General features: G+C 64.6%; 18 protein-coding genes. All 18 read right to left on the bottom strand.

What is annotated here, in order from left to right; all coding sequences use genetic code 11:
* Positions 1–31 precede the first annotated feature (31 nt).
* A complete protein-coding gene (locus tag FFT10_RS20965; RefSeq protein ID WP_162520871.1) occupies positions 32–1,633 on the bottom strand; it encodes an FAD-dependent oxidoreductase in 1,602 nt (533 codons plus the stop codon).
* A 26-nt stretch (positions 1,634–1,659) separates the two neighbouring features.
* On the bottom strand, positions 1,660–2,640 hold the full coding sequence (locus FFT10_RS20970; RefSeq protein WP_137734827.1) for an aldo/keto reductase: 981 nt from the start codon (positions 2,638–2,640) through the stop codon (positions 1,660–1,662).
* Positions 2,640–4,628 carry a heparinase II/III family protein gene (locus tag FFT10_RS20975; RefSeq protein WP_228027215.1) on the bottom strand — a complete coding sequence of 663 codons (1,989 nt, stop codon included), beginning with the start codon at positions 4,626–4,628 and terminating at the stop codon, positions 2,640–2,642. Before FFT10_RS20975 ends, FFT10_RS20970 begins: the two co-directional genes overlap by 1 nt.
* The gene (locus FFT10_RS20980; protein ID WP_162520868.1) at positions 4,625–5,638 is read right to left on the bottom strand and encodes a glycosyltransferase; all 1,014 of its coding nucleotides are present in this window, start codon (positions 5,636–5,638) and stop codon (positions 4,625–4,627) included. Before FFT10_RS20980 ends, FFT10_RS20975 begins: the two co-directional genes overlap by 4 nt.
* Positions 5,639–5,643: 5 nt before the next feature.
* On the bottom strand, positions 5,644–6,657 hold the full coding sequence (locus FFT10_RS20985; RefSeq protein ID WP_137734829.1) for a glycosyltransferase family 2 protein: 1,014 nt from the start codon (positions 6,655–6,657) through the stop codon (positions 5,644–5,646).
* Positions 6,654–8,198, bottom strand: coding sequence for an O-antigen ligase family protein (locus tag FFT10_RS20990; protein ID WP_137734830.1), 1,545 nt, complete (start codon positions 8,196–8,198; stop codon positions 6,654–6,656). The genes FFT10_RS20985 and FFT10_RS20990 overlap by 4 nt, the downstream gene beginning before the upstream one ends.
* 20 nt (positions 8,199–8,218) lie before the next feature.
* Positions 8,219–9,439, bottom strand: a complete 1,221-nt coding sequence (locus tag FFT10_RS20995) for a Coenzyme F420 hydrogenase/dehydrogenase, beta subunit C-terminal domain (RefSeq protein WP_137734831.1) — start codon at positions 9,437–9,439, stop codon at positions 8,219–8,221.
* Positions 9,429–10,601, bottom strand: coding sequence for a polysaccharide pyruvyl transferase family protein (locus tag FFT10_RS21000; protein WP_137734832.1), 1,173 nt, complete (start codon positions 10,599–10,601; stop codon positions 9,429–9,431). Before FFT10_RS21000 ends, FFT10_RS20995 begins: the two co-directional genes overlap by 11 nt.
* Positions 10,601–11,839 (bottom strand): lipopolysaccharide biosynthesis protein, encoded by a 1,239-nt coding sequence (locus FFT10_RS21005; RefSeq protein WP_137734833.1) that lies wholly within the window; start codon positions 11,837–11,839, stop codon positions 10,601–10,603. The genes FFT10_RS21000 and FFT10_RS21005 overlap by 1 nt, the downstream gene beginning before the upstream one ends.
* A 106-nt stretch (positions 11,840–11,945) precedes the next feature.
* Complete coding sequence (gene epsI / locus FFT10_RS21010) at positions 11,946–12,635, bottom strand: exosortase-associated protein EpsI, B-type (protein ID WP_137734834.1); 690 nt, start codon at positions 12,633–12,635, stop codon at positions 11,946–11,948.
* On the bottom strand, positions 12,632–13,537 hold the full coding sequence (xrtB, locus tag FFT10_RS21015; protein ID WP_228027216.1) for an exosortase B: 906 nt from the start codon (positions 13,535–13,537) through the stop codon (positions 12,632–12,634). Before xrtB ends, epsI begins: the two co-directional genes overlap by 4 nt.
* A gap of 4 nt (positions 13,538–13,541) precedes the next feature.
* Entirely contained in the window at positions 13,542–14,444 is a 903-nt protein-coding gene (locus FFT10_RS21020) for a polysaccharide biosynthesis tyrosine autokinase (RefSeq protein ID WP_137734835.1), read from the bottom strand.
* 18 nt (positions 14,445–14,462) lie between these two features.
* The gene (gene epsF, locus FFT10_RS21025; RefSeq protein ID WP_137734836.1) at positions 14,463–15,896 is read right to left on the bottom strand and encodes a chain length determinant protein EpsF; all 1,434 of its coding nucleotides are present in this window, start codon (positions 15,894–15,896) and stop codon (positions 14,463–14,465) included.
* Positions 15,897–15,915: 19 nt separating this feature from the next.
* The gene (gene epsE, locus FFT10_RS21030; RefSeq protein WP_137734837.1) at positions 15,916–16,764 is read right to left on the bottom strand and encodes a polysaccharide export protein EpsE; all 849 of its coding nucleotides are present in this window, start codon (positions 16,762–16,764) and stop codon (positions 15,916–15,918) included.
* The gene (locus FFT10_RS21035) at positions 16,764–17,738 is read right to left on the bottom strand and encodes an EpsD family peptidyl-prolyl cis-trans isomerase (RefSeq protein WP_137734838.1); all 975 of its coding nucleotides are present in this window, start codon (positions 17,736–17,738) and stop codon (positions 16,764–16,766) included. Before FFT10_RS21035 ends, epsE begins: the two co-directional genes overlap by 1 nt.
* Before the next feature lie 204 nt (positions 17,739–17,942).
* Complete coding sequence (ubiE, locus tag FFT10_RS21040; RefSeq protein ID WP_137734839.1) at positions 17,943–18,674, bottom strand: bifunctional demethylmenaquinone methyltransferase/2-methoxy-6-polyprenyl-1,4-benzoquinol methylase UbiE; 732 nt, start codon at positions 18,672–18,674, stop codon at positions 17,943–17,945.
* A gap of 25 nt (positions 18,675–18,699) precedes the next feature.
* Complete coding sequence (locus FFT10_RS21045) at positions 18,700–19,104, bottom strand: gamma-butyrobetaine hydroxylase family protein (RefSeq protein ID WP_137734840.1); 405 nt, start codon at positions 19,102–19,104, stop codon at positions 18,700–18,702.
* Positions 19,105–19,163: 59 nt separating this feature from the next.
* Complete coding sequence (locus tag FFT10_RS21050; RefSeq protein WP_137734841.1) at positions 19,164–21,566, bottom strand: TonB-dependent receptor plug domain-containing protein; 2,403 nt, start codon at positions 21,564–21,566, stop codon at positions 19,164–19,166.
* Positions 21,567–21,568 lie beyond the last annotated feature (2 nt).

Here is a 21,568-nt window from a genome sequence, read left to right on the forward strand (position 1 = left end):
ATGCAAGGAGGGAGACGCTTAAGCAAACGGGCTACTGCGCCAAGTGTGAAGCAAGTCTCACCGACAAAGCAACAATCGTTAACGTGGGATTTGCTTGACCAGAGCTCGGAAACACGGCCGAACTGTTGACATACAAATTTGGCACGTCGAACGTCTGAAGATCCTCATTGACCACACCCGCCCCAGTTTCGCTTGCCATCCGGGCCGTACCGATCTGATGCGTACCGTGCCGGGCCGCAGCCAAGATCGCTACCGGCGTTTCTTCAGCCGGCTGCCGATAGTGCAGTTCCCCCAATTTGTTGTTCAAGAGCCAGGCACGCATCAATTCATGCGCACGGAACAAGGCGGCAGCGTCCTCCTCGCCAAAGCGCAAGTCAATCTGCAGCTTGGGCAAGCCAAGGCGGTCGGTCTGGTCGCTCAAGCGGACGCGGCTGTCTGCATGCGGGAAGTGCTCAGCATGGTATGACAGGCCATACCGCCGGCTGTCGTTGCGGATGAAGAAGCCAGGTACACGCGGCCGACTCACGTAGCGCCGCATCAGGAATCCGACACTGCCGGATACCGCAGCGGGAAGCCCGCGCAGCAGATTCCCGACGTGGGGGGACCAGGGCGTGCCCGGCGGTGCGTGGTAGCGACGGATTGCCTCGGCCATCAGCAAGCGCCCGATCGGCCCCATTGCCATTGCCAAGAACACCGTCGAGAGCAAGGCGCTGCGGTGCCGCGGATCTGCCACTGGGGGCACCACCGGCCAGAACGACACGTTGGGCAGTTGGTGGGACCGCTGCGCTGCATCGCTTGGAATGAAGCGCCTGCGTGCATAGGACCCACGGCCATCCAGGAAGAAGTCGAACGCAGCATCGATCGCCGCGTCCGCAAAGGTGATATCGGAGACTTCGCCGATCACATGGGCCATGTAATGGCGGCCGAGCGGCCCAGCGTCGCCCCCGAACAGGGCTGGATGGCGGCGCTGCAGGTTGAGCAGCAGCCTGGTGCTCTCCAGGCCCCCCATCGCCAACACCAACCGCCGGACGGGCACTGCATGCCGCTGTCCGTCCGGTGTGCAGACCTGCAATGACGCTGCATGGCCATGCTCGTCCAATTGGATGTCGACCACCGTGCAATGCAGCCTCAGGTCGATGAGCGGGCTGTGCGCCAGCACACGGCCGTGTGCGAGCTGCATTTTCGGGGCGGTGCTGAAGCGCTCCAGACGAGTCACATCGACGATAGGGTCCGGCTTCCGACCCGACAACCCGGCATCCTGGAAAGCAGGCTCACCGCAGGAGAGCAGTTCGCAGGCGCGCCCATACCAAGGTGATAGCGCGTCGCTGAAGCCGATGGGCCAAGCGGCATCGGGCACCCAGTCGCGATGGGCAAAGTCGATGGGATCGAACGGCTGGCATCGGGCACCCCATAGGTTCGAAGTACCGCCAAGGCGCCTTGCCATGCAGATACGCGGGTCGTCGTGCACCTGCGGATTCGCCACATCAGCTGCGGACAGTTCCTGCAGCGCGTCGTCCTGCTGTTCACCGCCGGACTCCAGCACCAGCACCTTCTGCCCCCTGGCGGCCAGTTCCAGGGCGAGCGTGATGCCGGCGGGCCCGGCCCCCACCACGCAGACATCTGCGGCCTGCATGTCCAAGCCTTCAGCACCCCGCCCGATCATCGCGCCGCCCGGCCGCCATCGGCCAGCAGGTCGGCCACCAGTTCGATCGCATCAGGTCGCACTTTGCCCTCGGCGCGGGCAATGTTTGCAGCACGGTGCTTCGATGAGAACATCGACATCAACACGACACCCCCTGCGTTGGCCGCCAGCGCACGGTCAACCAACAGCTGCGACACCGTCTGCTCTGCATTGCCTGCATAGCCCGCATCGGTCAGTCTGCGCACCGCCGGCGCGCCACCGGCATGTAGCGCCTGGGTCAATCGCTCGCGCATGCCGTCCACTCCCAGCACAGAATGGGTGATAAAGCTGAGTCGTCCAGCCGCGGCGGCTTGCAATCTGCGTAACGGTTGGTCCACGGGGTCGTCCGCCAACTGCAGCACGGTGTAGACATCGGGATGTGCCAAAGCCAGTTGCGCTGCATGCGCGTCACCGGCAACGCCCACATGCCGCACCTTGCCGGCGCGCCGCAGGTCGCTCAGCGCCTGGAGGATGTCATCGCGCGCAATATCGGCGTGCACGGGCTTGTGCAGTGCAAAGACGTCGACATGATCAGTTCCCAGCCGCCGCAGGCTGCGTTCCAGCGACTCGACAAGCAGCGCCGGTGTGAGTGGTACAGCGACGTTGCGCGTGGCAGGAATCCGCCTGAATGCCTTGCGCAACCCCTTGAGTGCACCCACCAGTGGCCGCGCCGCCGCATAGGCCGACTTCAGCAAGGCATTGCGCTGCGGCGGCGCCAGGCCCACCTTGGTGCAAATCAGCAGTTGGTCGCGACGGCCCCGGGCAAAGGTTCCCAGGATTGACTCGGCATCGCCAGCGCCATAGGCCGGTGCCACGTCGAACCAGTTCACGCCTGCGGCGTGGGCCTCGGCCATGGCCCGCACGCCGTCGGCAGGCGCCACACGGGAGCCGAGCGACGCGCAGCCGAACCCGATTGCGCCGGCAGCCATGGCGAACCCTGGCAGTTGCACGCTTCTCATCAGACAAACTCCTCGCCCGTAATCCGATCACGGGTCAACAACTGGATGCGGACAACGGCACCATCAGCAGGCACGTGCCCGCACCACGAGATACGGTCCGACTCCTGGCGCACTCCAAAGCGGGGCGAAACCCAACCGCCAGCGCCCATGGCACCGCCGCGCTGGCACAGGAGATCACCTTGCGCCTCGAATACAAGCCGCGCAACCGGCCCCGTGCGGTTGTGCACGATGAAGCCTGATCCGTCGCGCACTGCGCTGTAAGCCAAACCCAACTGAAACACCACTTCAGTCACAGGCGCCGGCGCCTTGCCCAGTAGGCGATCGGTGATCTGGTATCCGTCGTCCAGGGCGACGATGGTGCGTTCATGGCGCAAACCGAACCGGCGCATGTAGCCGTCGTGCGATGCACGCCACGGCCATGCCGCCTGACCGCCGGTCGACTCCAGACGCGCATCCGCCTTGGCTGACCAGTTGAACGGGCCGGCCATCGTGCTCTGGTCCGCGCCCTGGAGATTCAGCGTGTTGTGCGCGCGCGTGCTGCGGAACCAGTCTCGCCACTGTCCGCCGGAGTGGTACAGGTAGGTTCCCGGATCAACCAGCATCGGGTCACCGTCAACGTCCAGGGTGACAGACAGGGCATCAGCGTGCCCGTGCGCAGCGATCGACAGATAGCCCAAGGGACCGTGGTCGAAAGTCAGCAAGCATGCGCGGCCGGCGACTTGGCGGCGGTCCACGCTGCATCCGCCATCGGCGAACAAACTGGTGCCCATCACCGGTGTGGGCCCCAACCCGGGCCGGCCAAAGATAGCATCACGCAGTCGCAGGCCCGGCAGCCCCTCGCCTGCCAGCGCGCGCCCATGCACCGCACAGATGGCAGCTGCGATTGACATCGGATAGTCGGCTTCGTGCTCACCCGACGTCAGCACCCGGCCTTCGTCGTTGTCGCAAAGCGGCGGCACAACACCATGCCGATTGGCCAATGCCACCACGTGCATGGCAAACGCGTCCAGGCGTTGCGCCACCTCGGTCGCAAAGGGTTCGGACGCAGCCTCGGCCACGACGGATGCCAGCAGTATGAATTCGGCAGTGAACGCGCCATAGCTGGGTGACTGTTCCGCCGGCCAGCCGTCCGGCAGGATCTGCTTCAGGCATTGCGTGACAAGCTGCGCCCGTGCTGCCGCCCGCGCATGGCCCGCATCCGGCAGCTCCGGCACAGCCACCGCGATCAGATACTCGGCAGCACATTCGGCGACCAGGTGGTTGTTTGCCGAAGAGTGCAGCGACGGGAACAGGGCCAGCAAGCGCGCATGCGCAGCCAGCATCGCCCGCGCGCGACCCAGCGTTGCGGGCCGCAAGCGGTCACCACAGAGTGACAGCGCGACCAGAAGGTTGATGGCCCGGATTGCGACATTCAGCAACTCGGCCCAGTGGATGCCACGGAATGGGGGGTTGTTCTCGTACCAGCTGTCAATGGCAGAGCCCACAGCTTCCAGCGATGGCGTACAGCCGTTGAGTGCCGCATCGGCAGCCAGCAGTGGCAGGAACTGGAGGCGCCCGAACTCCCACACATACTTGACATCACCAATGCCGCGCTCCAGCCGATAGGCAATGTCAAAGCAGTAGCGCTCGCTGCCCGGCCACGATTTGCCGGTACAAGGGTCCAGTGTCCAAAGACTCGCGTCAAACGCCATGCTGATGGAGCCCGCCGGCCAATGCACACCCAGCGCGGTGAACTGACCCTGCCGAAAGCGCTTGGCACCTTGCGCAATGGCGGTGCGCAGTGCCTCGTCAGACATGTGCACGCGGTCCTTCAAGCCCGGCAGCACCGCAGGCAACTGCGGTTCATGCGCATAGGCGGCCCAGCCTTGGCGCAGCCAACGCGTGCTTTGCCGGCGCAGCGCTTCGCGCAGTCTGTGTGCCAGTTCTGCGACACCCATGTTGCGCAGCCTGCGCCAAAGCCAAGCGATGCGGTCGATGCGGGCTCTCAACAGAACAACTCCGGACGGCGTGTGCGCAGCCCATCCAGTTCCAACTGCACGGCGGCCCAGCAACGCTGGCGCGCGGTGGACGCTGCCAACTCCAACTGGGGCTGCTGATCCAGCACTTGGCGGACGCCAGCCGCCAGAGCTGCTGCATCCAGGCTGGTGAACACCCCGGCCGCTCCAAGCGCTTCTGCCAACGTTGGCGAATGGTTCGTGAGCACCGGGACACCCAGGCTGATGGCCTCCTCCACAGCCATCTGCATGATGTGAGGGCGGTCGGACAGTGTGATCACCGCCGTGCTGCCCGCCATCACCTGCTGGTAAGTTGCATAGTCGATGAAGCCCAGCAGCCGAACATTGGCCGGCATCTTGGCCTGGTCGAGGCCAGCCTTCCGGTAGTTGCCGGTGATCCAGAAGTCTGCCTCCGGGCAGGCGGCAAAGGCCTCGATCGCAAGCTCCACAGGCTCGTCGGTCGCGAAGGTGCAAACAAACATGAAGCGTGGCCGATCTCCGGAGACCTGCCGCTCCACACCTAACGGGGCCGCACTCGGCAGGGTCAGCAACAGCGCGGTCGCGGACCGCCAGGCTGCAACGATGCCGGCATCAGCACGGTTGTGCATCAAGGTCACTGGCGCACGCCGGGTCATCCAGCGGTACAGCGGCTGAAACAACCGCCATTGCGGCTTGGACAGCGCGCCACTGTGAAAGTCCTGGATCACATCACCGTTGTGCCCCGCTGCCCAGAGAGCGCAAACCAACGGCAACATCGGCGGCTGATTCAGGCAGATGATGGTCTTTGGCTTGCGCGCTCGCAGCAACTGCCAGGTGCGCCACATCAGCCTCAAGTAGCGCATGGGTTGGCGACCACCTTGGCGGCCGAGAAAGATGATCTCGACACCAAAGGTGCGCGCGGTAGCCCTGGAACGGAAGCAATCGTCCTTCCACGCAATGAAGAGCCCGTCCTTCAGTGCCAGCACGGGCATGGCCGTCGGCAGTTGAGTGTGCACGGTGTGCATGGCGGTCAAGGCTGCCAGGCCAGGCCGAACATGGCACGCAGACGCACGAGCGCACGACGCACGTCGCGATCGATCACACTGCGCAAGCACTTGGCCAGCCCCAGCCCCACTACTGTCGGCAGGCACCAGGGGTAGAAGCGCACCGTGAACCTGATCTGCGCGCGGACCAGGTAATACTCGGACAACAGGCTGCGCTTTGACCTGTCCGTGCTGGACCCGATGGTGCGTCCCTCCTTGTGATAGACCACGGCGCCAGGTGCGTAACCGAGGCCGAAACCCCGTCGCCTTGCACGCACAGCCCAGTCAATCTCTTCGTAATAGAGAAAATAGCCGTCGTACATGGCGCCGGTGGCCTCCAGGCAGGGCCGAGAAATCATCAGAGCAGCACCAAGTATGTAGTCCAGCTGCGACTCGACCCAACCCTGGTCGCGCTGCGCCGACACCCCAGCATGGGCGCCAAGCAACTTTGCGCGCCCCAGCCAGCGCGAGAACCTGGCGCCGGCGTAGGCCTGAACGATCGACCGGTCCCAGTCGAACACAACGGTGGCCCCGCACATGCCCAGACCAGGGCGTTCAGCCATGCGCATGGCCATGGCACTGACACACCCCGGCGCCAGCATCGCGTCGTTGTTGAGCAGCAGAATCCCGTCGTAGTCAGCATGGCGTTGCACAAGTGCGATGCCGACGTTGTTGCCGCCTGCAAAGCCCAGATTGCCACCTGTGTCCACCAGCACCACGGGCAACCGATTCCAGGCCTGGGCGCCTTCCGTGCACTGCTGGCCAGGGGTTGGCGGTTCAGGCCAGGCGGCGGCCGGCTGCGTGGTGCGGTCCACCAAACACACGCCGCTGGACTGCAACCACGACCGGATCAGTTCGAGCGACCCGTCACCTGAGGCGTTGTCGCAGACCACCACACCGGCAATGGCCGGGTCGGCAACGTCACGGATCGATGCCAAGCAGTCGATGGTGTCAGGCCCGTTCCGCCAATTGAGGACGATCAGCCAGATGCGTGGTGTCATGGGTGCCGCAGCCCGAAACGCCGTGGATGCGCTGCAGGTTGCACCACCTGCAATGTGCGCAGGCGGTCGGCAATGCTCACCAGCATGCAAGACACCAGCACCATGACCAGCCCGTGGTTGTGCGGCAACGACAACACCCCCTTGATCAGGGCAAAGCCGAAGACTGAAGCGGCCAAGGCCAGCGCAAGCAAGTCGGGTTCGGCCTGCGCCAATCCATGGCGAAGACCAAGACCAACGAGCGCGAGCAAGACGAATGCAAACAATATCAATGACGGAAAACCACCGTCAAGCAAGTAGGAGAGGTAGGAACTGTCCAAGGTCAGCACACCATAGTTCCCGACGAAGCCCAAAACTTGACCACCAATGTCCTGGCCGTAGCCAAGCAACGGACTGACCGCTGCCTTCGCCAGACCCGCCTCCCACATGCGCAGGCGCACCAGCGAACTGGATTGCTCGGCTGCTGTTCTGCCGACCACGATGTCCAGCACGAAGTACACAGCCACCAAACCGATACACACGATCGCAATCGCGACCAGCAAGTTCAAAGCAGCGGCAACCGAGTGCCTCGCCAGCTTGTAGCGGCGCAAGAGCATGGCAGGCGCCAACAGCCCAAGCACCAGCACATAGGTGCCGATGCCAGACCGTGATCCAGTTTTGGCCACGATCACTGCAAACAGGCAGAGCAGTGCGAGCAGTGCCAGTGCTCGCAGCCATCGAAACCCTTGACTGAAGGCCCAGTACACGGTCACCGGCGTGACCAGTACCATGAACTCCGACAGGGTCAGCGGATGGCTGAAGGTGGACTGCAATCGGGCACCATCACCGCGCAGTTTCTCACGCAGAACTTGCTCAAGATATTCGGAGTCGACTTGCAGGATTCCGGCAAAGAGATTGTGGCCAAGACGCCACTCCAACAGGCCCAGCAAGCCCACCAAAAGTGCCGAGGCGACGAACGCCGCAACCAGCTTGTGCACATCGTTACGGGTTTGCACGACGCCAAGGGCAATGAACAGGGGCGCGAATGTGGACAGCACATCATTGAGCCAGGCGCGGACGGCAATCACTGGGTACTCTGAAGCGACGGACGCCACCAATTTCCACAGAATGAGCAGCAGCACAGGGTAGATCACCACTCGAAACTGGGCTGCACGCTCCTGCAAGCGCTGTCGAAACGCTGGCCCCTTTGCCAACAGATACATGCCCACTATGAGCAAGGCCAACAGGGACAACCGAGACAGCGAGAATGACGGCATGCCTGGCAGCCTGAACCCGGCATAACGCGGCCACAAGACGGTGGCAAACACAAAAAACACCAAGAGCCCGAAGCCGAAACGCTCGATGCCTGCGGACGCCTGGGGCGCCAGCACCAGAACACCGGCTCCGATCGCGCCAAAAACAAGCAGAACCAGCCAGATGGACAGAAATGGCGCACCTGACGAAAAGAGCGTCGCGACTGCAACGATCAGCGTCAGCAATACCAACCCGAGGCCAAAGGCCAAGCCGCGCCATACCGCCTGCGGCCCTCCTCGTCTCACCAACATGGATGTTCTCCAGCCGACATTCAGAAGCGATTACCGAGGAAACGCCGAGCCGCACCCAGAAATTCCTTGGCAAGGCCAACCGGTGAAGTCCGTACTGCCAGTTGGCCAAGCTGAAGGCCTTGGTAGCTAGGCACGGCGCCACCAAGAAGACGGAGCGCCAGCATGCGGGCAAGGAGCACCGACTTGCGCCTGTGCTGATAGGGCTGGATTGCGCGCAAATCGCCGGGGTCGAAAGGTTCCAAATGTACGGATGCCCGCTGCGCTTCAGCAACCAGGCGCTCACCCACAACCGTGCGCGCAACCACCAAACTGCGTCCATCACGTTCCGTGAAGTCCGGATAGCCGTCTCGACCGTACCAAGCATCGGCACACACCACGTCGGCAAACTCACCAGTGCCATCGGCGCAGAGCTTGCAGCGTGTCTGCAGATGGCGATTGAGGATGTTGCCCCAAGCCGTGTTGTAGTCCATCGCCTCAGTCCTGCCGGCCGCCGTTCTCGCCTGCGTCAAACCCGGCCAACCGTCACCCCGGTAGCGAAAATGCACGACGTCTTCAGACACCAATTGCATCTGCTTCAAGATGGCCGAGGTCCCGTGCTGGCTGGGCGTACCGGCGCACATGAACGACAGCAAGATGGGAATCCGCTCAGCCAGAGACGGCTCTTGCGAGATGATCTTTCGGACCGCTGCAACGTCGCACGGCTTGCCCACAAACGCAAACCGTCCGGGTAGAGCAAGTGCCACAGGCAGTGCAGCCACCGGTGAAGCAGGAGAGTAGCGTGACCCGGCACCATCCAGCACTTCAGATCGCGTCCGACTGATCATCGCCTCGTTGCGGAGCGGCTCACCGGGTGCCACCTGCACGTGCAGCACGAAGTCGACCTGGCGACTCGCCAACAGGTGGATCAGCAGCGCCGAGAGCACGCCACCAGACGAGCCGCGATGACGCACATCCGGGTCCACCGCATGGCCGGCAGAAACGCGCCGCACAGGGCCCCACGCCGGCTCGTAACGGGTGCCCTCCTCAAACCGCACTGGATGAGAAAGACCAAGTCCCGGGCAGACAGCCCGAACTCGCGCTTGCTCGGCATCGGTCAGGTCCCGCTCGGCATGCGGCCGGAGGAAGCCCTTGGCATTCAGCCGCATCGCGACAACCGACGGTCCGACCGCGGGCACGCAGGCTCCGCATCCAGAGCACAGGCCGGACTTGACGATACCGGCCAGGGTTTGGTCAGTGCGCACCGGCACACTCCGTCAGCAGGCTTGCCAATGCAGCCCGATAGCGGTCAAGGCGGCCCTCGGCAGCCTGCATACCAACCCGCACCTGCTGCGCCAGTTCGTCGCGATGTTCAAACCCTGTCTTGATGCGTTGAATGACCTGCGATTCGGACTCAACCTGGCAATCGGCGACATGTGAATAACCCAACGTGCCGAACAAGCCTGTGAACTTGCGGCTGTAGGCCATGGGCACACCGGGCACACCAGACGAAAATGCGGCGATGCAGGCATGCATGCGTGCCCCGGTGAAGTAGTCCAGACCGGAAATGAAACTCTTCGCGGCGCTTGGCGACTCGAATGGGCCAGCCAGTTGTACATGTGGCCGCAATGCAGAAACCTGCTGAGACGCACGCCAGTCATCCTCCACCTCGCGGTCTGGGGTAACGACGTGTGGGACCAACCAGACATCCGCGCCAGCAACCACAGTGAACCAGTCCACGAGGTCCAGGATGGACCTTCTGTAGTCGAGTTTCAAACCGAACTGGTTGTTGCCGGTGTAACCACCCGACCAAAGCAAACCGGAAACGTTGATGCCGACACGAGGCCGACCACCAAATTTCTGCGCCTGCTCGAACGGCAGGGCAAAGGCCACATCAGTGACTTCAAGCAGTGGCGTTTTCAATCCGCGCCCCTGGTAAAACGCTGTCGAAAGCTGATCACGGGTGCAAACCAGGTCGGCACCCGCCATTACCCGGTTAGCCCACCAGCCAGTGATATTGCCTTTGAAAGGTCCAAGTGTTTGCGGCGCGAACACAAAACGTCGAGAGCCTCGTTGGGCCCAGAGCTTTGTGCCGATGTGGAACACCAGTCGCTTCAGGCCGTAAATATCAGCGAAACTATCGCCTTCACCGATGTCGAGGATGAGATCGCAACCGGCAAAGGTTTCACGCAACTTCGAATCGAACCCCAACAAGCGGTTTCGAGTGACACGGCAAACGGCATCCGCCCCAGACGACCCCGCATCGGCACCTTCGCGTGTTCCGCCAATCACCACAAATCTGACTTGCACACCCGCTGCGTTTGCAGCTTCACGTACAAGCCGCATCTGAGATACCGTCAAGGCGACAACACCTAGGTTGCCGGAATCAAGACTGTGCCACAACAGGCCAACATTGATCGTGGTCATTACTTACCACGGGCAGTTTGCCCACTCTGCAAACGCCAAACCCACCAGAAGTACCCCAACGTCATTGAAATCTGCCCAGCCATATAAATTCGAACGAAATCATCGAGTTGCCTCTGGGAGACGGAGAGCAATCCCAGCAACCCCGCCATGACACCCAAGCTAACCAATTGAACAACGACCCGCTTTGACTGAAATCCGGCCGCAGTGATCACGACCCCCGCGCTCGCAGCCACATATCGCAGCATCAGAACAGCACCAAACAATGGCAAAAGTGCAGCCAGCCCTTGAAAAGACTGGCCGAACATCACATCCGCCAACTGCTGCGGAAAGAGCATCAGCGGCAGTCCAAAGGAAGCACCGATGAGGGCCATCAGACCGCCGGTCTTTGCCGCTGTCGGCCAGAAGCGGGGATTAGCGTCAGATGCCAATCGAGACAGGCGAGGAATCATCACATTGCCAACCACAGGTGCCAACGCACCAACCCCCAGAACAATCTTCTGTCCTGCACTGTACAAACCAACAGCTTGCGTGCCGAACAGTGCACGGACGACCACAACATCCAACTGATTCCAAGCCGTGACCAACATGCCGTCCACACCATAGGGCCAAGCACGGCGTAGCGTAGACAAAGGCCCCAGCAGAACGGGGTCGCGCAGGCGCAGCGCTGGTGTCACCTTGCAAGCTGCGCGCCAGGCCATTGCCAAGTAGAAGCAACGTGAAACCACCATCGCCCACGCCACCTGCATGGGTGTACCGCCATGCAATGCCACTGCCCCGGCGAGTGCAAACTGCAGCGCATTGGCCAGCGTGACCAAGCCGGCCTCCAGGTCAAACCGGCCCAGCGCGCGAAGTGGTGCCGCGAAGAAGTCGGAAAACGACATGGCCAGTGCGGCCAAAAAGAGCGGTGTGACAAGGGCGGGTGGCAAGACGGTCGGCCCGATGGCCACACTGGCGCACACCATCAACAGAACGGCCGCGAGCATCAGCAACAGCTTGGCCCGGAATGCCTCCGAGATCAGCCTCGCCGCCTCCTCGGGCCTGGCCGCCACCTCGCGCAACAGGTACAGCGCGAAGCCGAAATCCACCAGCAAGGCCATCAGAGCACTAAAGCTGAAAACGAAGCTGAACAAGCCGAACTGTGGTGGGCCCCACAAGCGTGCCAACAGCAGAAAGAGCAACAGCCCCACCAGCAGCCGGCTCCCAACCGAAACTGCTGTGTAAACAAAATTGCGCTTCATCTGACCTGGTCAGCAGCCGGAGACAAAGATCCATCACAGGAACCGCACTGTTCCCGACGGCAGCCGCTTGAGCACATGCAGCTAACGCAACCGGCCCACTCCAAGCTCACGAGCCAACCTTGCCAAAGACGCGCGAGGCCGACGCCGCATCCATTTGGCCGGCAAGGTCGGTAATGAAACGCGCCTGCAACTGGTGGCCCTTCGCCATGTCGGCTTCGATGTTCGACACGCGCATCAGCATGCCGTCGGCAACGATGCCGCGCACACCGTAGCGCATCTGTGCCAGTTTCTGCCCAATGCCTGTTGTGACCACGTCGCCACCCACCACCACCCAATAAGTGATCGGTTCATTGCGCGGCCCCAGCTTGCTCATCAACTGCCGGACCGGCAATTGGCGCCCACCAACCGGCAAGGTCTGCAACTTGTTGGCCGTGATGGCAAACCCCTGCGCGGGGTAGCACACCTCGGGCCGGTGGGCACTGGTGCCATCGGACTGGTCGCCGCCATAGGCCACCGACAACATGATGCGTTCGCCCTTGGCGTTGACATAGGACCGCGACAGCACCTGGTTGTAGATCTTGTCGAGCAAGGCCTGCACATCTGGCGACGGCAAGACCACCGGCATGCTGGTGTCCACCCGCCATTCACCAAATGCCTTGGGGAACATGGCTTCCAGGTTGGGCATGCCGATCTGGTCGGCCATGTGCTTGGTGGGCCGGCCAAACACGGCGGCCCCAGCACTGGCCACCATCAGCAAGGCCACCAGCAATGCGCGCCACCGAACGCTGGTCATCATGGCTTAGCCGCCTTTTCACGAAACATCAGCCGCAGCACGCTGTCGGTGGCCAGCATCAGCATCAGGCCCACGATGAACAGCACCATGCCTGCAAACCCGTGGATGAAGCCTTGCCCAGCCTCATCACCCAGGTGGTAGGTGACCAGCACCAGGATCATCACCCGCACGATGTTGGCGGCAAATGAAATGGGGATGATCAGGATTGCCAGCAGCACGTTGCGCACTACGTTGGTGTAGCGCATCAGGTTCATGTAGAGCAGGCCCAGAGCCTCCAGCGTAAACATGCTGTTCAGGCCAGCGCAGGCGTCTGCCACCAGCAACTGATATGGGCCCACGGTCATGACCACACCGGCACGGCCTACTGGGTAACCCAGTTGGTACAGCAAGCCGGCAGCAACAGCAGACACCGCGCTCTTCAGCGGCCCGGTGATCGATGCCACCAAGCTGCCCGGCAGCGGCACCATAAACAGCAGAAAAAACAACGGGAACCAGACAGTCCGCAGCGCGCGCTTGCCAAGAAACATCAGCACCATTGCAGCCAGCACCAGGATCTGGGAGAACACCTCGAAGACCATGATGAACTGCGACCGACCCAGTACGTACATCACTAGGCCGACCAGCAGCAAGGGCAAGCCCAGGGCCATGCTGGGCCGCCGCTGCAGGGCAGCCAGTTCATGCCTTTTGCCGTACAGCAACCAGATGCTCACCGCCAGGATGATGGGGCCGTGGCCTTGTTCATCAGTGGGCCAGATGCGCTCGGCCAGCATCATGTAGCTGGGCACGTACAGCGCAGCAAAGCCCGCCAGCAACGCCACCAACACCATCAAGTCGGCACCAGGGGGCAGGATGGACTGCCGCTGCTGGGCAACAGCGCTCGACCGATCGTTTGGCAACGTCGCCATGGGCTCAGAACTCGTTGACGATCACCCCCGCCAGCTTGGCGGGTGTCTCGGCCAGATTGGCCACCAGATCCTGCAAGCTCACCACCTGGCTCTTGCCTTGGCGCGCCACCACCAGTGCCGCACCGCAGCGCGCCGCGATCACGGCACTGTCGCTGCCGTACTGGGCAGCCGGGGTGTCCACCACCACGTGGTCGAATTTGGCAAGCAGTTCACGCACCAGCAGTCCGAACGCCGGGCGCTCCACAAGTTCCAACGGGTTCGGGGGGGTGATGCCCACCGGCAGCACAAACAGGCTGGGCACACCCACCACCTGCTGGATCACCTTGGCCTCGGCCCGCCCACTGAGGATGCCCGACAGGCCGGCACTGTTGTCGATGCCGAACACGGCATGCTGGCGCGGGCCGCGCAGGTCGGCATCCACCAGCAGCGTGCGGCCGCCCAGCTGCGCCAGCGTCACCGCCAGGTTGGCGGCAAAGAAGGTCTTGCCGTCGCCGCTGTCCGGGCTGACCACCGCGATGGCGCGGCGCTCTTGCCCCTCGTTGAACAGCCGCATCATGATCTGGCTGCGGATGGCCCGGAAGCTCTCGGCCTGCACGCCGAAGGGCTGGTTCAATGCCACCAGTTCGGGGTTGGCCTTGCGCCTGTCTTCGGCGGCGTAGGGGTAGTGAAACTGCTGGCTCAGTGCAAACAGCACATCGTCGGTGCTGGCATAGCCCAGGGCGATGGCTGCCTCGCCGAAGCGGATGCCCTTGGCCTTCTGGTGGGCCAGCACCTTCTCCACCTGGTCGGCGGTGAGGTTGCGGGTCTCGGCAATGATGGAACCGATCGACCGGTCGGCCACATCGGTGCCCTGCTCGGGCACCACGTGGGCGGCATCGGTGGCGCTGGAATCTTTGAACTTGGCCATGGGGTCGTCGCTCGGCGCTCAGGCGCCCTTGTTGGCTTGCGGGGCCGGCAGGCCGATCACGCGCTGCTGCAGCATCAGGGCATGTTTGCCCGAGGTGAAGCGCTTGGCATTGGGCTTGGGCAGCACGCCCAGCACAGGCAGGCCCAGGGCGGCAATCACGTCCTCGGGCTGGCGCACGCGGCGGTTGCTCAGTTCCAGCAGCAGGGCTACACCCACGGCTAGCAGCGCACCCAGGAAGACGGCCAGCGCCGTGTTCAGCACGATCTTGGGGCTGGCATGCTCGGATGGCGGCAGCGCGCTGGTCAGCAGGTTGGCGTAGCTTTGGTTGGCCTGGCTTTCCATCGCCGTCTGGTTCAGCCGCTGCATCACGCTGTCGTAGGCGCGCTGGGCGTTCTCCACCTCACGCACCAGCACTTGGCCCTGGTCGCGCACGGCCTTCATCTGCAGCAGCTTGGCGCGCTGGGCGTCCAGCTCGCGGCGCACCTGCGCCTCGCGCTGCTTGTTGATGGTGTTGGTCACCGTCACACCACCGGTCACGCGGCGGATCTCGGCGTCGATGCGGGTGCGCAGCTCGGCGATGTTGGCCTTGGCCTCCACCACCTGCGGGTGGTTGTCGCCGAACTTGCTGTTCAGCTCCTGCAGACGCGCCTCGTTGCGGGTCAGGTCGGCCTTCAGGCCGCCGATCAGCGGGTTGTTCAGCACTTCCTGCATGCGGTCGCCACTGGCGCCCTGGGCCTGGGCCTGGCGGCTGCCGCTTTCGCTGCTGATGGCCTGGATCTGCACCAGCTGGCTGCTCAGCTCGGCCAGGCGAGCGTTCTCCACGTCCAGCCGCTCGTCTGCGGCGATGATGCCCTTGTCACGCTGGTAGGCCGACAGCTTGCCCTGGGCCACTTCCAGCGCGGCGCGCGCATCCTTGCTCTGGGCCACGAAGAAGGCGCTGAACTGCTTGGCCGGATCCACCCGCAGTTCCAGCGTGGTGGCGATGTAGGCCTGGGCAAAGGCGTTGGCCAGGCCGGCCGCAAAGCGCGGGTCGGGCGACCGGTAGTTGATCTGGATGACGTTGCTCTCGCGGCTGGGCTTCACGTCCAGGTTCTTCTGCAGCAGCGTGGTCAGCCACTGCTCGATGGTGCCCTTGCCCTCACCTTCGGTCTGCCACTGCTCGCGCAACGCGGGGTTCTCCAGCAGCCTCAGGTCGCGGATCACCTTCAGCGCCACCCGGTCACTCACCAGGATGTCGACCTGCGTGGCCATGAAGCTGGGCATGGCCATGGTCGGGAAGGCCATCGCGCTGACCGGATCTGGCTTGATGTCGATGACCACGCTGGCGGTGGCGTCGTACTGCTTGGGCAGCACCAGGCTCACGCCCACGGTGGTGCCCACCACCAGCACAAACACCAGCAACGCCGCCCACTTGCGCGCCCGCAGGATCGAGAGAAATTGTCCGAAGGTCATGGCAGGCTACCGGTGGGAGTCAGAACAGGCTTTCGCGCACATACACCACGTCGCCGTCGCGCATGGCGTCGTCCATCGTGGGCGTGATGATCTGCACCTTGCCGTCGGCACCCTTGCGGTGCACTCGGATTCCCTTCTCGGTGCCGCGCTGGGTCAGGCCGCCGCCAGTGGCCAGGCTCTGCATCAGCGTCATGCCACGCTCCAGGCGCATCGGGCCGGGGCGCTGCACTTCACCGTAGATGTAGACGATGGGCTGGCGGTCCACCCACACGGTGTCGCCGTTGACGATGATGACGTCCTTGTCCTTGCCGCCGGCCTGGAAGACGGTGGGCAGGTCCACTTCCAGCCGGTAGGGCTGGCCGTTGCGGGTGCCAGTCACGATCACCATGTCGGCGCCGTTGCCCGCCGTGCCGCCGGCCATGGCCAGCAGGTCGGTCAGGCGCATGTCGGCCACCTCGATCGGGTAGCGGCCCGGGCGATTCACCTGGCCCAGCACGCTGGCCTGGTTGCCGCGCACCTGCACGATCACCAGCGTCACCTGCGGCTGCTTGACGAAGTTGCCGTTGCGCAGGCCTTCTGCAATCAGCTTCTCGGCCGCCGTCACCGTCAGCCCGCCCAGGCGGATGCTGCCCAGCAGCGGGTAGCTGACCACGCCCGCCTCGGTCACCCGGGTTTCCAGCGTCAGGTCGGGGTTCTGGTAGACGTTGATGCGGATCACGTCACCACTGCCCAGCCGGTATTCGGCCTGGGCGCCGGCGGTGGGCTGGCCGCTCTGGGCCTTCACGGGCGCAATGCCGCCACAGCCCAGGCAAATGCCCAGGGCCAGAGCCGCGTAGGCCAGAGGTTGCAGGTGTTTGCGTAGCGTCATCACTTCAGCCCCATGCCCTTGTTGATGTCGGCGGCGTTCAGCGCGCCGCTTGCGGCCGGCGCGGCGGCCGGCGTGGCCGTGGCGGCCGGTGCCGCAGGCGCGGCGCCCGGTGCACCTTCGCCGAACTTGCCCACGTACTCGATCTTGGCCGCGCCACGCATGGCCTTGATGTCGTCTTCGATCAGCTTGCGCTTGCGCTCGTTCAGCAGAAACTGCTCGATCGCCGGGCGGGCCTGCTCTTCGGCCACTGGCTGGCTGCGGCTGCCAGCCAGCACCACCACCTGCACGCCGTTGGCAGCCTGGTTCATCATGGCCTGGCCGTCGGTCATCTTGGCAAACGCGTCCAGGCTCTGCAGCGGCAGCTGCTCGGCAGCGCGCACGGCCTGGTTGCCGGAGAACTTGAACTCGTTGGCCTTCAGGAACTCGACGAACTCGTTGATGTTCTTGCTGGCGGTCAGCTTCTCACGCAGGGTGGCCACCTGCTCGGGCTTGGCCTCGATGGCGATTTCCTGGATGCTGTAGATGCGCCGCTCCTTGAACAGGGCGGGCTTCTCGTCGTAATACTTCTTGATCTCCTCGGGCGTGGGCTTCGGGGCGGCTTCGCCCACCTTCTCCAGGTAGGCCCGGGCGATGATCTCGCGCTTGGCGGCTTCCAGCTGCTGCACCACACGCGGGTCGCGGTCGATCTTCAGGTCGTCGGCCTTCTGCAGCGCCAGCTCCTGGTCGATCAGGCGTTCCAGGATCTGCTTGCTGGCCGCATCGGCCTGCTCGGGCCGGATGTTGCGCTGCTGTTGCAGCACGAAGTTGATCTGGTGAACCGTCACTTCGTTCTTGTTGACCTTGGCTGCCGTCTGGCTGGCGCCCTTTTCCTTCTTGTCGCCGCAGGCGGCCAGCAGGGCGGCCGTGGACACCAGGGCGACCAGGCTGAGCCGCAGGATGCCGTTGCGGGGGGCCAGACGTTGCGGGGTCTTCATGTTCGAGAGGTCTCCTGCCGGACTGCGGCCTGCGTCTACACCAGGCTGCCAGCACCAGCGCAGGCAACCGTCACAAATAACCGGCGAAGTGTAATGGCGATCAGTGACAACCCTGTGGCCGTGCGCCACCCAGCCCGGGGGATGCCCGCCCCGCCGCCAATCGACTGTGTGACAAGTGCCCGCCCGTCCCGGGCGGGGCACGGCTCAGCAGCGGATGCCCACGTGCAGCGCCACCACGCCGGCCGTGAGGTTGTGCACATCCACATGGCCGAAACCGGCGGCCTGCATCATGGACTTCAGCTCGGCCTGGGGCGGGTGCATGCGGATGGACTCGGCCAGGTAGCGGTAGCTGTCGGCGTCATTGGCGATCAGCTTGCCCATCAGCGGCAGCACGTTCAGTGAATACCAGTCGTAGGGCTTGCGCAACGGCGCAGCCACCTGGCTGAATTCCAGCACCAGCAGGCGGCCGCCGGGGCGCAGCACCCGGCACATCTCGGCCAGGGCGCGGTCCTTGTGGGTCATGTTGCGCAGTCCGAAGGCCACGCTGACCAGATCGAAGGTGCCGCTCGGGCAGGGCAGCTGCTCGGCATCGCACACCAGGGTGGGCAGCACCAGACCGTCGTCGACCAGGCGGTCGCGGCCGGTGCGCAGCATGGCCTCGTTGATGTCGGTGTGCAGCACCAGGCCGCTGGGGCCCACCTTGCGGGCGAAGGCGCGGGCCAGGTCGCCGGTGCCGGCGGCGATGTCCAGCACCTTGTCGCCCGGGCGCAGGTTGGCCACCGCCACGGTGTAAGCCTTCCAGGCGCGGTGCAGGCCCATCGACATGACGTCGTTCATCACGTCGTAGCGCTTGGCCACGCTGTCGAAGACGCCGCGCACGCGGCTGGCCTTCTCGCTCTCGTCGACGGTCTTGAAGCCGAAGTGGGTGTTGGCCATGGCGCTTCCTGCTGCTTCGGTTCTGTCAGTGGCTGGCGCAGGCGCCGCCGGTCTTGGCAGGCATGGGGGTGTCGCGGGTGACGCCGGCCTCGGCCAGGCGCTGCTCGTAGCGGGACCACAGCTCGGCCTGTTCGCTGCCCAGCTTGTACAGCAGGCCCCAGGTGAACAGGCCGGTGTCGTGGCCATCGGTGAAGCTGGGCTGCACCGCGTAATGGCCGACCAGCTCGATCTGGCTGATGCCGACATCCCGCTTGCCGGTCTGCAGCGTCTCCTGCCCGGGGCCGTGGCCCTGGACCTCGGCCGACGGCGAATAGACGCGCATCAGTTCGAAGGGGATGCGGAACACCGCGCCATCGTCAAAGCCCACTTCCAGCACGCGGCTGGCCTGGTGCAGGGTGAGCGCGGTGGGTTGGGGGGTGGGTGCGGACATGGGCAGGGCCGGTGGTTGCAAGGGGGTCACCCTGCAGTTTACCGGCCCCACCCTTCCCCTCAGAACGTGACGTGCAGCCGCCCGAAGTACGAGGCGCCGTTCAGACCGAACTGCACGCTGTCGTAGATGAAGCCGTTGTCGGTCTCGTTCGGGTCCTGCTTCGTCGGCTTGACGTTGAAGATGTTGTTGCCGCCCACGGTCAGCCGGATGTTCTTGGCCAGGGCCACGCTCACCGACAGGTCGGCCGAGGTCTTGGCCTTGTAGCGGGCGTTGGGCACGCCGGCGGCGGTGCCGGAGAAGGTGCCCAGGGTCTGCGGGCCGAAGTGGACGATCTTCAGGTCCGTCGTCCAGGCGCCAGTGGCGTACTCGAAGCCCAGCGTGGCCTTGCGGCTGGGCGCGCCCTGCTCGATGAACAGGCGCTCGCGCTCGCTCAGCAACACGTCCTCGAAGCCGGCCAGCGCCACCGGCGCATGCACCGCGCCCACCCGCGTCTTGCTGTGGTTGAAGGCCAGGTAGCTGTTGAGCTGCCCGCCGGCCAGCTTGCCCTTGTGCGAGACGGTGAGGTCCAGGCCGGTGGTGGTGGTGTCGACCGAGTTGACGAAGAACTGCGCCTGGCCCACGCCCAGCGCCTGCAACGTGGCACCCAGCGCCGGGTAGTTGCCTTCATCGAAGCGGCCCGACAGCACGATGCGGTCGTCGATGGCGATGCGGTAGACGTCCGCCGTGACCGCCCAGGCGCTGTCGGGCTTGAAGGTGGCGCCCAGGGTGAAGTTCTTGCTCTTCTCCTGCTTCAGCTTGGGAATGCCAGCGGCGTTGGCGATGGCGCCGCCGTTGGGCGCCAGCACCACGTCCAGCGGCACGCCGCTGATGAAATCGGTGAAGGTGGACGAGAAGAACACCTGCTGCAGGCTGGGCGCGCGGAAGCCGGTGCTGGCCGCACCGCGCAGCAGCACCGCCGGGCTGAGCTTGAGGCTGCCGGCCAGCTTGCCGTTGGTGGTGCTGCCGAAATCGCTGTAGCGCTCGTGGCGCAGCGCCACCTGGGTGGTCAGCGCGGCGGTGGGCGTGCTCTCCAACTCGGCATACAGGGCGTGGCTGCGGCGGCTCTTGCTGGTCACATCGGCCGGCTGGAAGCCAGGGAAGCCCTGGCTGCCGGCATTTCCGCCGAAGCCCACGCCGTCGGCGTCGACATAGCTGCCGGGCTCGCCGGCGCGGATGCTGTAATGCTCGCGCCGCAGTTCGGCACCGAAAGCCAGGTTGCTGCCGCCGAACCAGCCCTCGAAGTAGCGCGAGGCATCCAGGTTGGTGGTGGCCTGGCGGAAGCGGAAGCCGCCAGCGTCGAAGCTGCTGGGGCTGATGCCGGCGCCGCCGTTGATCAGGTCGAGGTTGGCGATCGACGCATTCAGTGTGCGGCTGATGTCGTACTGCATGGCATTGCTGCCATGGGTGTGCGAGAGGTCGAATGCCCAGCCGCCCAGCGTGGTGCGCACGCCGGCGATCAGGGTGCGGTCTTCGATGTCGCCGTTGATGAAGGGCACGAAGCCGTCGGGGTACATGGCCGCGGAGTTGCGCGACGGGATGTCGCCCGAGCCCACGCCGCCGCGGGCGAATGCCGCCGACGAGGCCCGCCGGTTCTGCAGGCCGGCCGTGCCATACAGAACTGTGCCGGCGGCCAGCGGCAGTTCGCCGTTCAGGTACAGCGTCTCGTTGCGCACCTGGGTGTCGCCGATGATGCGCGGGTTGCCGGCCTCGGCCCGGTTGCTGCGGCCACGGTCCTGCCATTCGCCGGTGATGCCCAGCACGCCGCCGCCCAGCTTCAGGCCGCAGTAGGCCGACAGCAGGCCGTTCTTGCCGTCACCGGCCGAATACTGGCCAACCCCGGCCACCGCCTCGCAGCCGGCGCGCTTCTTCAGCTGGATGTTGATGACACCGGCAATGGCGTCCGATCCGTACTGCGCCGCTGCGCCGTCGCGCAGCACCTGCACGTTGTCGATGGCCAGCAGCGGGATGGCGTTCATGTCGGTGCCGGTGCTGCCGCGGTTGCGTGCACCAAACAGGTTCACCAGCGCCACGGTGTGGCGCCGCTTGCCGTTCACCAGCACCAGGGTCTGGTCGCTGCCCAGGCCGCGCAGCGCGGCCGAGTCGATCAGGTCCGCGCCGTCCGCACCGGTCTGGCGGGTGCTATTGAACGACGGCGACAGGTACTGCAGCGTCTGCGCCAGGTCGAACTGGCCGCCGGATTCGGCCGCCTTGCCCAGCGAATACACATCCACCGGCACCGTGGTGTCGATGGCGCTGGTGGCCGGCTGCGCGCGGCGGCTGCCGACGATGGTGATGCGCTCGGCCGACTCGGCGGTGGGCTGGGCGCGGGTGGCACTGGGCAGGGCCGCCAGGCTGGCGGCCAGGGCGCTGGCCAGCGCGGTGAGCTGCAGGGCCTGGGCGGATGGGCGGTGGGCGATCGGCATGG

This window comes from Pseudaquabacterium pictum (assembly GCF_005403045.1).
Taxonomy (GTDB): Bacteria; Pseudomonadota; Gammaproteobacteria; order Burkholderiales; family Burkholderiaceae_C; genus Pseudaquabacterium; species Pseudaquabacterium pictum.

Bases quoted from the DNA above. Each gene is read 5' to 3' on its own strand.
- FFT10_RS20965 (WP_162520871.1), bottom strand. From the start codon at position 1,633: ATGCAGGCCGCAGATGTCTGCGTGGTGGGGGCCGGGCCCGCCGGCATC.
- epsF (WP_137734836.1), bottom strand. From the start codon at position 15,896: ATGACCTTCGGACAATTTCTCTCGATCCTGCGGGCGCGCAAGTGGGCG.
- FFT10_RS21050 (WP_137734841.1), bottom strand. From the start codon at position 21,566: ATGCCGATCGCCCACCGCCCATCCGCCCAGGCCCTGCAGCTCACCGCG.
- FFT10_RS21005 (WP_137734833.1), bottom strand. From the start codon at position 11,839: ATGAAGCGCAATTTTGTTTACACAGCAGTTTCGGTTGGGAGCCGGCTG.
- xrtB (WP_228027216.1), bottom strand. From the start codon at position 13,537: ATGGCGACGTTGCCAAACGATCGGTCGAGCGCTGTTGCCCAGCAGCGG.
- FFT10_RS20980 (WP_162520868.1), bottom strand. From the start codon at position 5,638: ATGCACACCGTGCACACTCAACTGCCGACGGCCATGCCCGTGCTGGCA.
- epsE (WP_137734837.1), bottom strand. From the start codon at position 16,764: ATGACGCTACGCAAACACCTGCAACCTCTGGCCTACGCGGCTCTGGCC.
- FFT10_RS21000 (WP_137734832.1), bottom strand. From the start codon at position 10,601: ATGACCACGATCAATGTTGGCCTGTTGTGGCACAGTCTTGATTCCGGC.
- FFT10_RS20985 (WP_137734829.1), bottom strand. From the start codon at position 6,657: ATGACACCACGCATCTGGCTGATCGTCCTCAATTGGCGGAACGGGCCT.
- ubiE (WP_137734839.1), bottom strand. From the start codon at position 18,674: ATGGCCAACACCCACTTCGGCTTCAAGACCGTCGACGAGAGCGAGAAG.
- FFT10_RS21035 (WP_137734838.1), bottom strand. From the start codon at position 17,738: ATGAAGACCCCGCAACGTCTGGCCCCCCGCAACGGCATCCTGCGGCTC.
- FFT10_RS21020 (WP_137734835.1), bottom strand. From the start codon at position 14,444: ATGGCCAAGTTCAAAGATTCCAGCGCCACCGATGCCGCCCACGTGGTG.
- FFT10_RS21045 (WP_137734840.1), bottom strand. From the start codon at position 19,104: ATGTCCGCACCCACCCCCCAACCCACCGCGCTCACCCTGCACCAGGCC.
- epsI (WP_137734834.1), bottom strand. From the start codon at position 12,635: ATGATGACCAGCGTTCGGTGGCGCGCATTGCTGGTGGCCTTGCTGATG.
- FFT10_RS20990 (WP_137734830.1), bottom strand. From the start codon at position 8,198: ATGTTGGTGAGACGAGGAGGGCCGCAGGCGGTATGGCGCGGCTTGGCC.
- FFT10_RS20970 (WP_137734827.1), bottom strand. From the start codon at position 2,640: ATGAGAAGCGTGCAACTGCCAGGGTTCGCCATGGCTGCCGGCGCAATC.